The sequence below is a fragment of the Streptomyces sp. NPDC042100 genome (genome assembly GCF_055582325.1).
Genome location: NZ_JBVJDK010000008.1, coordinates 318,407 through 333,932 on the forward strand (window position 1 = coordinate 318,407; position 15,526 = coordinate 333,932).

General features: G+C 73.9%; 12 protein-coding genes and 1 riboswitch. Of the genes, 8 read left to right on the forward strand and 4 right to left on the reverse strand.

The genetic code is table 11. From position 1 onward, the window contains the following. Window positions 1-182 precede the first annotated feature (182 nt). The 3 genes from ACZ6J5_RS20435 to ACZ6J5_RS20445 are packed head-to-tail and all read right to left on the reverse strand — an operon-like array spanning window position 183 to window position 3,554. On the reverse strand, window positions 183-533 hold the full coding sequence (locus ACZ6J5_RS20435) for a hypothetical protein (protein ID WP_469393417.1): 351 nt from the start codon (window positions 531-533) through the stop codon (window positions 183-185). After that, window positions 530-1,153, reverse strand: coding sequence for a DUF6232 family protein (locus ACZ6J5_RS20440; RefSeq protein ID WP_469393419.1), 624 nt, complete (start codon window positions 1,151-1,153; stop codon window positions 530-532). The genes ACZ6J5_RS20435 and ACZ6J5_RS20440 overlap by 4 nt, the downstream gene beginning before the upstream one ends. A gap of 49 nt (window positions 1,154-1,202) precedes the next feature. Then, window positions 1,203-3,554, reverse strand: a complete 2,352-nt coding sequence (locus tag ACZ6J5_RS20445) for a YfhO family protein (RefSeq protein ID WP_469393421.1) — start codon at window positions 3,552-3,554, stop codon at window positions 1,203-1,205. Window positions 3,555-3,690: 136 nt separating this feature from the next. Between ACZ6J5_RS20445 and ACZ6J5_RS20450 the strand changes: the two genes are divergently transcribed. From ACZ6J5_RS20450 to ACZ6J5_RS20465, 4 genes are all read left to right on the forward strand, one after another. Then, window positions 3,691-4,677: a glycosyltransferase family 2 protein gene (locus tag ACZ6J5_RS20450; protein WP_469393423.1), complete on the forward strand. Its 987-nt coding sequence runs from the start codon at window positions 3,691-3,693 to the stop codon at window positions 4,675-4,677. Further along, entirely contained in the window at window positions 4,674-5,090 is a 417-nt protein-coding gene (locus ACZ6J5_RS20455) for a GtrA family protein (protein WP_469393425.1), read from the forward strand. Before ACZ6J5_RS20450 ends, ACZ6J5_RS20455 begins: the two co-directional genes overlap by 4 nt. Window positions 5,091-5,171: 81 nt before the next feature. Continuing rightward, complete coding sequence (locus ACZ6J5_RS20460) at window positions 5,172-5,810, forward strand: SurA N-terminal domain-containing protein (RefSeq protein WP_469393427.1); 639 nt, start codon at window positions 5,172-5,174, stop codon at window positions 5,808-5,810. A 26-nt stretch (window positions 5,811-5,836) separates the two neighbouring features. Continuing rightward, window positions 5,837-6,811, forward strand: a complete 975-nt coding sequence (locus ACZ6J5_RS20465) for a nucleoside triphosphate pyrophosphohydrolase (protein WP_469393429.1) — start codon at window positions 5,837-5,839, stop codon at window positions 6,809-6,811. Window positions 6,812-6,826: 15 nt separating this feature from the next. Here ACZ6J5_RS20465 and ACZ6J5_RS20470 read toward each other — a convergent pair whose 3' ends face one another. Continuing rightward, the gene (locus ACZ6J5_RS20470; RefSeq protein WP_469393431.1) at window positions 6,827-8,038 is read right to left on the reverse strand and encodes a globin domain-containing protein; all 1,212 of its coding nucleotides are present in this window, start codon (window positions 8,036-8,038) and stop codon (window positions 6,827-6,829) included. A gap of 101 nt (window positions 8,039-8,139) precedes the next feature. On the opposite strand from ACZ6J5_RS20470, the gene ACZ6J5_RS20475 reads away from it, so the two are divergent. The 4 genes from ACZ6J5_RS20475 to ACZ6J5_RS20490 all read left to right on the forward strand — a co-directional run bounded on the left by ACZ6J5_RS20475 (window position 8,140) and on the right by ACZ6J5_RS20490 (window position 15,489). Further along, the gene (locus tag ACZ6J5_RS20475; protein ID WP_469393433.1) at window positions 8,140-11,796 is read left to right on the forward strand and encodes a LamG-like jellyroll fold domain-containing protein; all 3,657 of its coding nucleotides are present in this window, start codon (window positions 8,140-8,142) and stop codon (window positions 11,794-11,796) included. Between the two features lie 36 nt (window positions 11,797-11,832). Beyond that, window positions 11,833-13,089 carry a cytochrome P450 family protein gene (locus tag ACZ6J5_RS20480; RefSeq protein ID WP_469393435.1) on the forward strand — a complete coding sequence of 419 codons (1,257 nt, stop codon included), beginning with the start codon at window positions 11,833-11,835 and terminating at the stop codon, window positions 13,087-13,089. 172 nt (window positions 13,090-13,261) lie between these two features. Then, complete coding sequence (locus tag ACZ6J5_RS20485; protein ID WP_469393437.1) at window positions 13,262-14,314, forward strand: LysM peptidoglycan-binding domain-containing protein; 1,053 nt, start codon at window positions 13,262-13,264, stop codon at window positions 14,312-14,314. 257 nt (window positions 14,315-14,571) lie between these two features. Continuing rightward, window positions 14,572-14,745, forward strand: a riboswitch (cyclic di-AMP (ydaO/yuaA leader). Window positions 14,746-14,748: 3 nt separating this feature from the next. Continuing rightward, window positions 14,749-15,489: a transglycosylase family protein gene (locus ACZ6J5_RS20490; protein WP_469393439.1), complete on the forward strand. Its 741-nt coding sequence runs from the start codon at window positions 14,749-14,751 to the stop codon at window positions 15,487-15,489. Window positions 15,490-15,526 lie beyond the last annotated feature (37 nt).

The following is a 15,526-nucleotide window of genomic DNA, read 5'->3' on the forward strand; positions in this document are numbered from 1 at the left end:
CCCGGATCCCGTCGCATCCTGGTGCGGGGCGGTGCCCCACACCAGGACGTCGAACGGGACGCGCCGGAATCGACAGACGGAATCGACAGACGGAACCGACAGACGGAACCGACAGCTGGAATCGACGGGCGGAGTCGGCCGCCGGAGTCCGCAGCCGGAATCGGCCGCCGGAGTCGGCGGTGTCAGCCGAGCAGGCTCAGCAGCCGGCCCAGCGCCTCCGTGACCGGCAGCGCCACCGCCCCGACGGAGGCCGCGAGCTGTACGAGCTGCCCGAGCGGGCCGAAGCCGGTGCGGGCCATCTCCGCGCGGTCCAGCGACAGCACCGGCAGGGTCGCCGCGACGGTGCTCGCCTGCGCCGGGCTCAGGTGCGCGGTGAGCTCCCGCAGCCGGGCGGTCAGCTCCTCCACGGCGGCCCGGAAGTCGTCGTCCCCGGCGTTCTCGCGCCCGATGTTGACCGTGTTCCCCGAGCCGCCGATCTGGTTGACGACCGGTCCGTCGCCGTAGTAGTTCGCGTGGTAGGTGCCTTCGCTCACAGCCTGTTCACCGTGTTCCCCCGCCCGCCGATCTGGTTGATGACCGGGCCGTTGCCGTTGTAGTTGTTGGTGGTCACCTGGTGGACGTACGCCGTGAACTCCGCCTCCGGATGGTCGATCGCGTACACGATCTGTCCGGCGATCGTCCGCAGCTCGTCCACGTTCGGCAGGGTCACGATCGCCAGGGAGCCACCGGCCGTCTCCACGGCCAGGATCGGCTTCGCGGGTTCGAACAGGTCCTTCAGGATGGCGACGGCCAGGCCGATCACGATCGCCACGAACAGCGGGCTCCCGCTCAGTCCGCGGCCGTCCCGCATCGCGTTGATCACCCCGTAGACGACGGCGGCGATCAGCAGCCACTTCAGGAAGCGGAGGAGGGCCGCGGTCCGGTCCGGCTGGAGCGTGAACGCCTCCACCCGGCTCAGGTTGTGCAGCGGGAAGGCGGCCGAGCCCACCCACAGCATCCGGCGCCTGACCGCTATCTCCAGGAGGCCGCCCGGCCTCGGCGGCGGCGGGAAGGGGTGCGCCGCCTCGTCCCCGCCCGACGGCGGTCCCGACGGCCCGGACGGCGGCGGTCCCGGCGGCGGTGGCGGCAGGCCCCTGTTTCCCGTGGTGTCCATGTGCTCCCCCGTGCACTCGTCACTCACCCCGCCTCGCGCGGGAGCCCCATTAAGCGCCCGTCAGGCTCCGGGGGGCAGTCTCGAACCGGCCATTCCCGTACGGGTCCGGCGGCGCCGTCCGCCCCGCCCGCCGCCTCGCCCGCGCCGCCTCCCACGCCGTCCACAGCGCCAGCAGCAGCGCCGCCGCCCCGCCCGCCGCCAGGCCCGCGCGGAGGCCCGGGGGGCGGAAGGCACAGGTCACGGAGGTGCGGCCGGTGGCGGGGGTGGCGACCAGGCCGCCGTACGCGTCGGCCGGGCGGCCCGCGCAGTGCCAGCCGGGGATGCGCGGCGCGGCCAGGACGACGGTGCCCCGGGTGCCGGGGGCCAGGGTGACGCGGAAGCCGTCGGGGGTGACCGTGGTCGTCGCCGGGGCGGCGGACCGGAGGGCGGCCACGGCCGCGTCCAGGCGGGCGTGGTCCAGGCAGGCGGCCTCGCCCCGGTGCCCCCGGCCCGTCAGGACCGGCGCGGCGGGGCGCTCGGGGGTGCCCAGGGAGGCCAGCGCGGCCCGCCACTTGGGGAGCTGTCCGCGCAGCTTCACCGTCCGGGCGCCGAGCCGGGCCGTGCCGGTGAAGTCCGGGGCCCACACGAAGGTCTCGGTGCCCGCGCGGCAGGCCCCGCCGGGGCCCGGCGGCTCGTAGACGCGGGCGCCGAGGAGGAGTTCCTGGTTGCGGAAGGGGGAGGCGCCGTAGCGGGGCGGCGGGCCCGGGGGCCGCACCGTCACGAGCGGCGCCGCCGGGCCCGTACGGACCACGACGCCGTCCCGCCAGCGCGCGCCGACCGCGAACAGGGCGTCCGTCACCGGGTTGTCCAGGCTCTGGAGGTTGCGGCCCCGGGAGGTCCAGCCGCCGCCGAGGGCCCGCAGGGTCTCCGTGAGGGTGTACGAGGTGAGACTGCTGTAGTAGGCGGCGCCTTGGCCGCCGAGCAGCATCGGCTCGTTCCCGGTGACCTGCGGGCGGCCCGAGTCGGTGCGGTACGCGGGCCAGCCGTCGGCCTCCGCGAGCGCAGCCGCCCGGCGGGTGTCGGCCGCGCTCCACGCCGGGTAGTCGTCGAGCCGGGCCAGCCGCTCCTTGTCGCCCCACGCCGTGGTCGCGGCGCCCTGCGCGACGAGGACGGCCGCCAGCGCGGCGGCCAGGACGGGGACGGCGTACCGCCCCCGGCGCGGCACGAAGGGCGCCGCCAGCCCCGCCGCGAACAGCGCCCAGCCCCAGCCGGTCGCCTGCGCGCTGCCCAGCGCGGGCAGGGCGAGGGCCCCGACGAGCGCCGTCCCGCCCAGCAGGGCGCGGCGCCCCGGGAAGCCGTCGGCGACGGCGTGCCAGGCGGCGATCACCAGGATCCCGGTCAGCACGAAGGTCTGCCGGTACGGGCTGCCGTTCGGGGTGGCGAAGGCGTGCCACACCAGATGGGTCGGGGCCCACTGGAAGGAGAGCAGGACGCCCGCCGCGAGCAGCGGCCAGCGCCGGTCGCGGCGCCCCGCGCGGAACAGCGGGACGGCGGCCAGGACCGGGACGGCGGTGAAGACGAACAGGGCCGGGGTCGAGAAGGAGTACGTGGCCGGCAGCAGCCGCGCGGCCAGGTCGGCGCCGTCCGCCGCCGCGAAGTCCCGGACGACGCCCGGGTAGGCGTACCGGGTGCCGAGGAAGACCGGCAGCACCAGCGGGGCGGTCAGGCCGGCGCCCAGCAGGACGGTCGCCGCGCCGCGCAGCAGGACGCGCCAGGGCGGGGCGGTGACCAGCAGGACGAGGGCGGCGCCGAGCGTCGCCATGTACGCGGTGTAGAAGTTCGCCGTCCAGCAGACGGCGACGACCAGGACGCCGAGCAGCGGCCGGCGCCCCTCCCGTACCCACACGCCCACCAGACACAGCAGCGGGAAGGCGATCAGACCGTCCATCCACATGGGGTTGTAGACGGCTTCGAGCAGGGCCCAGCCGCACAGCGCGTACGCGGCGCCCAGCAGGCCCGCCGCCCACCAGGGGCCGGGGCGCAGCCGCCGCAGCGTCCAGGCCATCGCCGCCGCCGCGCACGCCGTCTTCAGGACGGTGATCCCGTAGAGCGCGTAGGCCAGGTCCGCGCGCGGGAAGAGGGCGACGAGCGGGGCGAAGGGGCTGCTGACGTAGGTGGCGAGGTCGGGCAGCAGGCTGCTGCCCCAGCCGGACCGCCAGTTCAGCAGCGGCCCGCCGTCCGCGCGGCCGTGCAGCAGGTCCCACAGCTGCGCGTGGAACGGCAGGAACTGGTTGGCCAGGTCGTTGACGGCGCGCCGGTGCCAGCCGAACGGGAAGGTGCTCGCGACCGCGTCCCCCGCGCAGACGGCGGCCACGGTGAGCAGGGCGGCGAGTCCGGCGGCCCGCGGGATCCTGATCTTCATCGTGTTTCGAATATGGCAGCGAGAACGGGCGCGAAGGTGTGAAATCGGCTTACGGGGAGGTCAGTTCATTCAATGGTCGCCTCCCGGTCACCGCTCGAATCCGGCGGCGACATCCGCACCCGTTGTCGTGGCCTGCGTGCTGCTCTCGATCGTGGTCCCGTGCTTCAACGAAGAAGAGATCATCGGTCGCTTCCACGACCATGTGACGAAGGAACTCTCCGGTTTCGCCGGTGAATTCGAGATCGTCTACGTGGACGACGGAAGCCATGACCGTACGCTGCCACTCCTGGAGGAGGTCGCCGCCCGCGACCCCCGGGCGCGCTACGTCTCCTTCAGCCGCAACTTCGGCAAGGAGGCGGCGATGCTGGCCGGGCTCCAGCACGCGGGCGGCGACGCCGTCGTGATCATGGACGCGGACCTCCAGCACCCGCCGGAGCTCGTGCACCGCATGGTGGCACTGCATGCGGAGGGGTACGACCAGGTCATCGCCCGGCGCACCCGCACCGGCGACCGGGTCACCCGCACGCTGACCGCCCGCGCCTACTACTGGGCGATCAACCGGCTGGTGGACGTCGAGCTGGTGGACGGCGTCGGGGACTTCCGGCTGCTTTCCCGCCGCACGGTCGACTCGATTCTCGAACTGACCGAATACAACCGTTTCTCGAAGGGGATCTTCGCCTGGGTCGGATTCCGGACGACGACCTTCGCGTACGAGAATGCGGTGCGGGAGGAGGGGCGTTCGAAATGGACCTTCGGAAAGCTCCTCAACTACGGCCTCGACGGTCTGATCTCCTTCAACAACAAGCCGCTGCGGGCCGCCGTCTATCTCGGAATGGCGCTGGTCGCGGTGGCCTTCGCGTACGCCGCCTGGATCGTCGGTGTCGCCTTGGTGAACGGGGTGGAGACCCCCGGCTATGTCACGCTGCTGGTGACCGTGACGGCGCTGGCGGGGGTGCAGATGGTGATGCTGGGGCTGGTCGGCGAGTACGTGGGGCGCATCTACTACGAGGTGAAGCGGCGCCCGCACTTCCTGGTCAAGGCCACCAACGCCGCCGTCCCGGCCCAGCGGCGGCGGGACGGGCGGCGGGACGGGCGGCGCGACGAGGAGCTCCTGCCGCGATGACGACGACCTGGCAGGTCGTGCGCTTCGCGCTGGTCGGCGCCGTCAACACCGGCACCTACTACGGCCTCTACCTGCTCCTCGGGCTGCGGCTGCCGTACCTGGCCGCGCACGTCCTGGCCTTCGCGCTGTCCATGGTCGGCTCCTTCTTCCTCACCTCGTACGTCACCTACCGCACCCGCCCCACCTGGCGGAAGTTCCTGCTCTTCCCGCTCACCAACGCCGCCAACTTCGTCATCACGACCGCCGGCGTCTACGTCCTCGTGGACCTGCTCTCGGTGAACAGCGTCTACGCCCCGCTCCTCGCGGCGGCGGCGGCCATCCCCGTCACCTTCCTGCTCTCCCGGACGATCATGCTGGGGGCCGACACCACCCGAACGCGTGAGTCGTTGACCGAAACAGTCGCCTCCAAGTAGTGGCCCGGGCCACGGCGACTGCCTAACATCGATCACCGCACGGTCGTCCCACTGACGCACGACCCACGCCGGGAGGCTCCTTTGCACCGCCGCACCGCGCTCTCCGTCTCCGCCGTCGCCCTGCTCGCCGCGGCCCCCCTGCTGACCGCCTGCGGCAGCGACGCCCATCCCGGGGCGGCGGCCGTCGTCGGCGGCCAGCGGATCGAGGTCTCCAGTCTCCAGGCGCAGGTCGAGGACGTGCGGGCCGCCCAGCAGGCCGCGCCGGAGACCGCGCAGCTGATCAGGGAGAGCGGCGACCTCAGCCGGCGCAAGCTCCAGGGCATGATCTTCGACCGGGTCGTGGACCGGGTCGCCGCCGACAGCGGGGTGAGCGCCAGCCGAGGCGAGGTCCAGCGCGCCCGGAACGACTTCGCCCGGCAGAGCGGCGGCGAGCAGCAGATGGCGGCCGTGCTGCTCCAGCAGCAGGGCGTGGCGCCCGGCCAGATCGACGACGTGGCCCGCCGCTCGGTCCTCATGAACAAGATCGCCGAGAAGCTGGGGATCACCAACAGCCCCGAGGGCCAGAAGAAGCTCGGCGACGCCTTCGTGCGGGCGTCCAAGGCGCTGAAGATCGACGTCAACCCGCGCTTCGGGAGCTGGGACGACGAGAAGATCCAGCTCGGCACCTACGCCGCGCCCTGGGTGCGGCAGATCAGCAAGGCGCCCGAGCCGGCCCAGTGAGCCGCGGGCCGGGGTAGGTTCGAGGGGTGAACGCCCCGAAGCCTGACCCCGGCCGCATCGTCCTGCTCACCGCCAGCCACCGCGTCGCGCCCGGACTGCTGTCCTGGCCCGCCTGGCAGGCGCTGCGGGCGGCCGACCGGGTGCTGTGCCCCGACGCCGGCCACCCCCAGCTGCCGTATCTGCGCGAGGCGGGGGTCGAGGCCGAGACGGTGCGCCCGAGCGCCGAGGAGCTGGTGGCGGCGTGCGCCGGCGGCCGGACGGTGCTGGTGCTGCCGTCGGGCGAGGGGGACGCGGCGCTGACCGACGGTCTCGCGCGGCTGGCGGGCTCCGGCCGGGTCGAGATGCCGGACCTGGAGCTGCTGCCCGGCTCGTACGACCTGCCGGGCGCCCGGCTGCTGGACCTCGTGCAGGTCATGGACCGGGTGCGGCGGGAGTGCCCGTGGACCTCGCGGCAGACGCACGAGGGGCTGGTGAAGTACGCGATCGAGGAGGCGTACGAGCTCGTCGAGGCGATCGAGGACGGCGACCGGGAGGCGCTGCGCGAGGAGCTCGGCGACGTGCTGCTCCAGGTGGTCTTCCACGCCCGGATCGCGGAGGAGGACCCGGAGGAGCCGTTCTCCGTGGACGACGTGGCCGGGGCGCTCGTGGCCAAGCTGATCCACCGGCATCCGCATGTCTTCGGCGACGAGACCGCCGCGACGCCGGAGGAGGTCGAGGCGCACTGGCTGCGGACCAAGGCCGCCGAGAAGCGGCGGGCGTCCGTGACCGACGGGGTGCCGCTCGGGCAGCCGGGGCTCGCGCTGGCCGCGAAGCTCGCGGGCCGGGTGCGCTCGGCCGGGCTCGACGTGGCCCCGCCCTCGGGGGACGGCATCGGCTACGAACTGCTGGCGCTGGCCGTACGGGCGGAGGCCGCCGGGGTGGACCCGGAGGCGGCGCTGCGGGCGGCGGGGCGGCTCTACCGGGACGCGATCCGCGCCGCGGAGGGCGTGCCGGGGGCGTAGGGCGGTGCGGGTGGCTCAGGGCTCGCGCGGGGCGCGGGACTCCGGGTTGTGCCAGCGCAGCGGGGGCGGTTCGATGAGCCACTCCGCGTGGCTGTTGGGGCGGGTGGTGAAGCGGCCGACGGCCGGGAGCGTGTCGTGGAAGACGCGGTCCGGGTCGGCGCCCAGCTCCGTCAGCTCCTCGGCGGCCTCGGCGACGAAGCCGGGCGGGCCCGCGAGGTAGACGTCGTGGGCGGGCCAGTGGACGGCCGCCCGCAGGGCCTGGACGCAGCGCTCGGTGGCCTGGTCGCGGGGGCGGCGGGGGGCGGCGGTGATGTAGGTGACGGACAGGCCCGGTATGAGCTCGCGGAAGCGTTCCGCCTCGGGCTTGGCGTACAGGTACTCCTTGGCGCGGGCGACGACGAACAGGCGCCCCGCCAGCTCGGGTTCGTCCTCGGCGGCCTCCTCCAGGAGGGCCCGGACGGGGGCCCAGCCGGTGCCGGCGGCTATGTAGGTGCGGGGCTTGCCGGGCGGGGTGCGGGCGGTGAGCGCGCCGCCGGGGACGCTGAGCCGGACGGTCTCGCCGACCCGCAGGCGCTCGGTGAGCGCGGTGCTCATCAGCCCGCCGGCCACCCGGCTGACGTGCAGGTCGAGGGTGCCGTCGGGGCGGGGCGCGTTGGCGAGGGAGTAGGTGCGCCAGACCCGGGGCAGATGGAGCGTGCTGAGGCTGGCGTACTGCCCGGCCTGGTACGCGTAGGGGCGGCGGGGCCGCAGCGTCAGCAGGGCCAGGTCCTCGCCCCGGCGCTCGTGGCCGACGACGTCGGCGTCCCACCAGGCGGGCTGGCCCGCGCGCTCGGCGGCGGTGGCGCCGTCCAGCATGAGCTCGGCGACCCGCCCGTACGCCTCGGTCCACGCCTTCTCGGCCTCGACGGTCCAGGCGGCGCCGGAGGCGAAGGCGAAGGCGGCGAGCAGGCTGGTGCCGACGGCGGTGTAGAGGGCGGGCGAGGCGAGGAACTTGCGGTGGTCGCGCCCGAGTTCCCCCAGGTAGCGGGCGAGCTTCGGCTCCTCCAGGTGGGTCACCACATGGGTGAGGGCGGCGAAGAGACGGTCGCGCTGGGGGCCCAGGTCCTCGGGAAAGAGCTCGCGCATGGCCGGGTTGTGCCAGAAGAGGTGCGAGTAGAAGAAGGTGACGGCGTGCTCGGCCCGTCTCTCGACGACGGCGAACGTGCTTCTGAGCAACTGGGCATCCACGGGGTGAATCTAGGCCACGGGGCGTCACGTGACGATCACAACCTCGGAGACGGCGGCGGAATCCACGCTTCCCACGGCAGGCGGCACCTAGGTTCTGGATCATGAACCTATTCCGCAATGAGCATGGCAATCGCGGCTCCGGCCGACATAGCGGCGGGCGCCGCCCCTCGCCGGGCCCCGGGCGCCGCCCCGGGGCCTGGCGGGTCTCCCTCGCCGCCCTCGCCGTCCTCCTCCCCACCGCCCCCGCGCTCGGCCTCGCCGCCGCCGCGCCCGCCGCCGCGAGCGGCACCCGGCTCTCCGCCGACGGGCGGCTCGGCACCCAGCAGGTCCTCTTCCGCTCCGGCACCGCCGGCTACGGCTGCTTCCGCATCCCGACCCTGGTCAGGACCGCCAAGGGCACCCTGCTCGCCTTCGCCGAGGGCCGCACCTCGCCCTCCTGCGCGGACCGCGGGCCCATCGACATCGTGATGCGCCGCTCCACCAACGACGGCCGCACCTGGTCCCCGATCAGGACCGTGCTGACCGGCACCGCGAGCGACCCCGACGCACCGTACCTGCGCGGCAACGCCTCACCGGTGGCCGAGATGGACGGGGCCGTCCTCCTCCTCTCCAACTCCGAGACCGCCACCCCGGTCAGCACCCGCCTTTCCTGGGTGCAGCGCAGCGATGACGACGGGCTCAGCTTCGGCGCCCCCAAGGCCATCCCGAGGCTGACCGCGAACGGCCGGAAATGGTTCGGCACCGGCCCCTCGCACGGCATCCAGCTCCAGGAGGGCCCGCACGCCGGACGGCTGGTCGTCGGCGCCTACGAGACCGCCGACGACGCGGCCGGAGCCGAGGACCAGCGGGCCGGCTTCCTCTACAGCGACGACAAGGGCGAGACCTGGGCCGCGGGCGGCACCGAGAACTCCTTCCTGCGCGCCGGGGACCTGCCCGCCCTGCCGCCCGGCACCACGGCGGCCACCCCGGTCGCCAAGCCCGGCGAGCCGGTCGTGGCCGAACTCCCCGGCGGCCAGGTGTACGTGAGCGCCCGCAGCCCCTACGACGTGCGGGTCAGCGCCACCGACGCCACCCAGGTCGAGGGCCACCGCACCCACGCCGTCGCCGTGGACGACCCCGCCACCGGCGCCCCGAAGGTGCCGAGGCTCGGATTCACCCGGGGCTTCAAGGGGCCGGACGTGCAGGTGGGCCTGCTCGCGCCGCGCCAGACCTACCGGAGCCGCCCCGGCGACCTGCTCCTCATGTCCACGCCCTCGCACATGACCCAGCGCCAGGGGATGCGGATCCGCTGGTCCGACGACCGGGGCGAGACCTGGCAGGACGCCCCCGGCGGGCAGGTCGCCGCGGCGGTCGGCGACCGGGCCGGCTACTCCGACCTGGCCGAGCTGTCGGCGGGCGAGATAGGCATGGTCCACGAGGGCGGCCAGTCCTTCTCCGCCGAGCACGTCTACTTCACCCGCTTCGCCGTCGCCGGGCTCGGCCTGCCCGGCACCTTCGCCGCCAAGGGCTCCGCGCTCCCGGCGGCCTCCCCGGACGCCGGGCGCACCAGCCCCGACACCACCCCCGACGCCCACGACGCCCTCCTCGGCTCCGGCGCCGCGCTCGGCACCGGCGCCCGCTTCGGCGGCCGGGGCTTCGGGCAGGGCCTCGCCCTGGACGGCTCCGTCGCCGGCTCCGCCGACCTGCCGTACGCGCCGGGGCTCGACCCGGGCGCCGGGGACGTCACGTACTCCCTCTTCTTCCGCTACGACGCCACCGCCGCCACCCCGCAGCAGACCCTGCTGTGGGCCTACGGGGTCGGCGACCCCCGGCCGCAGGTGTGGGTCCGGGTCCAGCCCAAGGACGACCAGGTCATGGCCCGGGTCGAGGGCGACAGCGGACGGCACGTCACGCTCACCCTCAAAGCGCCCGCGCACCCGACCGCGCGGGCCTTCGGGGACGGCCAGTGGCACCACCTCACGCTCACCCGGCAGGGCGGCGCCGTCACCCTCGCGGTCGACGGACTCGCCGCCCAGGCGACCGGCACCGACCTCGGACGCCTCGCCCCGGCCCGTACCGACGGCCCCGACGCCGTCCGGCTCGGCGACAAGCCCGGCACCGATCCCAACGACGGCTTCACCGGCACCCTCGACGAGTTCCGGCTGTACGGGACGGCGCTGACCGCCGGGGAGCGGGACGCGCTGCGCGGGGCGCGGCCCGAGGACGTGGCCCCGGCCGCGCTCCGGGCCCACCTGCCCTTCGAGGTGATCGACACCGCCGACCCGGTGCCCCTGGTGAACACCCGGATCCAGGACGACGTCTCCGGCCACTGCGCCGACGGCACCGTCCTCGGCACCACCAGCACCGAGGCGGCGGTCGTCAAGGGCCGCGTCGGCGCGGGCGCCCTCAAGGTCGGCCCGGACCTCCCCGGTGTCGAGGTGCCCTACGTCCCCGCCGTCGACAACGGCGCCGGAGAGTTCACCTTCGCCCTCTGGTTCCGCTACGACGCCACGGCCGGCCCCCAGGACGCGGCGCTGATCTGGGCCTACGGCTCCACCTCCGGCAAGCCCTCGCTGTGGGTGCGGGCCAAGCCGTCCGCCGACCGGCTGACCGCGCGCCTGGAGACGCCCGGGGCCTCGGTCCCGCTGGACGTGGTCGACACCCAGGCCGGCCGGTCCGCCTTCGGCGACAACGCCTGGCACCTGCTCACGCTGACCCGGCGGAAGAAGCAGCCGACGGACACCGAGGCGACCGTCGTCAGCCTCCGCGTCGACAACGGCACCCCCACCACCGCCGAGGGCCTGACCGGCTCCTTCACCGACGGCGTCGCCGCCCCCGAGGGGCTGCGGATCGGCTCGAAGTCCACCGGCACCGACGTCCTCACCGGCGAGCTCGACGACTTCCGCTTCTACAAGCGGGCCCTGAGCGCCACCGAGGAGACCGGGCTCTACAACACGGCCGTCGGCGGATCGAGCGCCCCGCGCGACCCGCACGTCTGGTGGACCATGGAGGGCGGCCACACCGAGCAGCACCTGGTGGCCCGCCCCGCCGACGACCCGGCCGCCCGCGCCACCCCCGACGCCTCCCGCCACTGCGGCCACGGCGTCGTCCGGGCGGGAGGCACCGTCACCGACACCGGCGCCAAGTTCGGCCGCTCCCTCGTCCTCGACGGGACGACCGGCGCCGTCGACCTCCCGTACGGCGAGGACCGCGCGCTCGGCGCCGGCGACTTCACCCTGGCCACCTGGGTGCGCTTCCGGCAGTCCGCCAACACCAGCCCGGTGCTCGCCTGGGCGTACGGGGTGGGCACCGCCGAACGCCAGCTGTGGATCCGCGCCCTGTCCCAGGAGAACAAGGTCGTCGCCCACGTCCAGACCGACCGGGGGATCACCACCCTGGAGGCCGTCGCCCCGGCCGGGACGGTGTTCGGCGACGACACCTGGCGGCACGTCGTGCTGCGCCGCCAGGGCGGGACGCTGACCCTGTCGGTCGGCGACGGCGGCGCCCCGACCGCCGTGGCGAGCGGCACCGTCGCGGGCTCGCTGACCGTCGAGGACGGCTTCGACGTGCGCGGCTTCCGGCTCGGCGCGCGCCCCGACAGCACCGGGGCGGACAAGGACCGGCTGACCGGCGCACTGGACGAGTTCACGCTGGTCCGGCGGGCCCTGTCGGACGCGGAGATCACCACCGTGACCGGGCCGCTGCCGGACGACGGCGCCACGGCGGTCCGGCTCGCCTTCGACCGGCTGACCGCGAAGGGGGTGTACGCCCGGCTGTGACCGGAGCCCCGGGGGCGGCGGGTTAATGTCGGGACCATGTCCGACCGACCCGCCGCCCCCGAGCTCTTCACCTGGGAGTTCGCCACCGATCCGTACCCCGCGTACGCCTGGCTGCGCGCGCACGCGCCGGTGCACCGGGCGACGCTGCCCAGCGGGGTGGAGGCCTGGCTGGTGACCCGGTACGCCGACGCCCGGCAGGCGCTGGCCGACCAGCGGCTCTCGAAGAACCCGGCGCACCACGACGAGCCGGCCCACGCCAAGGGCAAGACGGGCATCCCCGGCGAGCGCAAGGCCGAGCTGATGACCCACCTGCTCAACATCGACCCGCCGGACCACACCCGGCTGCGGCGGCTGGTGTCGAAGGCGTTCACCCCGCGCCGGGTCGCGGAGTTCGCGCCCCGGGTGCAGGAGCTCACCGACCGGCTCATCGACGGCTTCGCGGAGAAGGGGAGCGCGGACCTCATCCACGAGTTCGCCTTCCCGCTCCCCATCTACGCGATCTGCGACCTGCTCGGCGTGCCCGAGGAGGACCAGGACGACTTCCGCGACTGGGCCGGGATGATGATCCGGCACGGCGGCGGGCCGCGCGGCGGGGTGGCCCGCTCGGTGAAGAAGATGCGCGGCTATCTGCTGGAGCTCATCCACAAGAAGCGCGCCGACCCGGGCGACGACCTGATCTCGGGGCTCATCAAGGCGTCCGACCACGGCGAGCACCTCACCGAGAACGAGGCCGCCGCGATGGCCTTCATCCTTCTCTTCGCGGGCTTCGAGACCACCGTCAACCTGATCGGCAACGGCGTGTACGCGCTGCTGCGCGAGCCGGAGCAGCGGGCGCGGCTCCAGGAGTCGCTCGCGGCGGGCGAGACCGGGCTCCTGGAGACGGGCGTCGAGGAGCTGCTGCGGTACGACGGTCCGGTCGAGATGGCGACCTGGCGGTTCGCCACCGAGGCGCTCACGCTGGGCGGCCAGGAGATCCCGGCGGGCGACCCGGTCCTGGTGGTGCTGGCCGCCGCCGACCGCGACCCGGCGCGCTTCGAGGAGCCGGACACGCTGGATCTGGCGCGCCGCGACAACCAGCACCTCGGCTACGGGCACGGCATCCACTACTGCCTGGGGGCGCCGCTGGCCCGCCTCGAAGGGCAGACGGCGCTGGCGACCCTGCTGACTCGCCTGCCGGACCTGCGACTTGGGGCCGATCCGGCGGAACTGCGGTGGCGCGGGGGCCTGATCATGCGTGGCCTGCGCACGCTTCCGGTGGAGTTCAGCGCTTCCCACAAGGCCGCGCGCGGCTGAGCTCCGGGGCAGCGTCTTCCGACGGGCTTTCCGAGGGGCTTCCCGGCAAGCTTTCTGACGGGTCGTCAGGAATGTGATCTTCGCGTGATCTCCGCTGCATCGACTTGTGACTCACGTTCGAATGCCGCTACGTTCACCGGCAGTCTCAGCAGTCACGCGAAAGGCAGTCCGTATGCGCTCCGGGAACGGACGACACCGCAGACCCCGTCAGGCCCCCGCCATCGTCGTCGCGGCGGGTGTCACAGGCTCGGCCATCGCCCTGCCGCTGCTCGCGGCAGGCTCCGCCGCCGCGGCGGACGCACCGACCTGGGACCGGGTCGCGGAGTGCGAGTCGGGCGGCGCGTGGAGCGCCAACTTCGGCAACGGGCTCTACGGCGGTCTCCAGTTCACCCAGGAGGGCTGGGAGCGCCACGGCGGCCTGGCGTACGCGCCGAGCGCCGACCTCGCCAGCCGCGCGCAGCAGATCGCGATCGCGGACCACGCCTTCGCCGCGGGGGACACCCAGTGGGCCACCTGCGCGCCGATCGCGGGCCTGACGAAGGACGGCCGCGCGCCCGCCGTGAACCCCGGGCCCGCCGTGCGGCCGAAGACCTCCACCGGCCCGGTCGCCGAGTCCAACCGGACCGACGGCACCCCGGCCGGCTCCGGGGGGACCACCACCACCCCGGCCACCCCGGTGACCCCGGCCACCCCGGCCACGCCCTCGGGCGGCACCACGACCCCGCCCGCGACCCCGGGCACCCCTGACGGCTCGACGGCCCCGGACCCGACCGGCACGCCCGGGGCCCCGGACCCGACCGGCACGCCCGGGACCCCGGGCGCGCCGGGCACGGCCGACCCGACGGATCCGGCCACCCCCGGTTCCGGCAAGCACCGGGGTGACGCCGCATCGGAAGAAGCGGGCAATCCGGACACCACGCCCGAATCCGGGCGCCACGCGGCCCCGGGTGACGGGTCGGCGGACGGTGCGGCGGACGGCGGCCAGGGCGCCGAGAGCGCCGTCGCGGGGAGCAAGACGGACAACTCCGGCAATGCGGTCAAGGCTGACGAATACACCGTCAGGCCGGGTGACAGTCTGTCGGACATCGCACAGGAGAACGCGCTGCCTGGCGGCTGGACCGCGCTCTACGACGCCAACAAGAAGACGGTCGGCGCCGACCCCGACCTCATCCTCCCTGGTCAGAGCCTTGAGTTGACGTCAGGAAAGACGGCGGCGGCGGAGTAGTCCGTACCTGAATGTCCGTTATGAGTAAGTGAGGCATGGGTCTCTCTTGCCGAACTGGCGTGTCACGTCCGCAAACTTTGCTGAGGTCGCCCCTCACCTGCGGAAACGCCCCGCATCGGGGAGCAAGTAGGGGCGATTTCACCGGGTTGATGGTCTTTGAACTTCCGCCGGGTCTATGTCTACGGTCATCACCGCTCGCCACCGCGGGCCCCGTCGACCGGTACGCCGAATCCTGCCGCCGACCGACGGGAAGTCGTCGCTGTCAAGCGCCGAAGGCAGGAGCGGGGGACCCAAGGTAAGTGCCGGCCCCGGCCGTTGAGACAGACGGCCGACGATCGGCTTGGGGTGAAGCCGCGTGCAAGGACACGCGGCCGGGCAACTCACTCGCCCGAACCCGACAGCTCACCTCGTAGGCGTCGGTGAGGAGAATTCCCATGCTGTTTTCCGGCAACAAGGGCAAGCACCGTCGTCCCTCCAAGGCCACCCGCGTCGCCACGCTCGTCGGCGTCACCGGTGTCGCCGTCGCCGCCCCGCTGATGACCGCGGGCACCGCCTCGGCCGCCACCGCCTCCGAGTGGGACCGCGTCGCCCAGTGCGAGTCCGGCGGTAACTGGTCCATCAACACCGGCAACGGTTACTACGGCGGCCTGCAGTTCTCGGCCTCCACCTGGGCCGCGTACGGCGGCACCGCCTACGCCCCGACCGCCAACCAGGCGTCGAAGTCCCAGCAGATCGCCATCGCCGAGAAGGTCCTCGCGGGCCAGGGCAAGGGCGCGTGGCCGAGCTGCGGCGTGGGCCTCTCCGGCGCCTCGTACAACGGCGGCTCCGCGTCGACGGGCTCCAGCTCGTCCTCCTCCTCTTCTTCCTCTTCTTCGTCGTCTTCCTCTTCTTCGTCGAAGCGCTCCGCCGAGCGGCCGACGACCCGAAGCGAGCAGCGCCAGGCGCCGAAGACCACGCCGAAGAAGACCGTCTCCAAGAAGACCGTCACCACCCCCACCGGCAAGACGGTCAAGAAGGGCGACGGCGAGTACAAGGTCGCCGCCGGCGACACCCTGAGCAAGATCGCCCAGGCGCACGGCGTCAAGGGCGGCTGGGCCAAGCTCTTCGAGCTCAACAAGGACGTCGTCGAGAACGCCGACCTGATCTACCCGGGCCAGCAGCTCCACCTGAAGTGAGCCTGACGACCCACCCGCGGTGACCACCCCGGTCCGG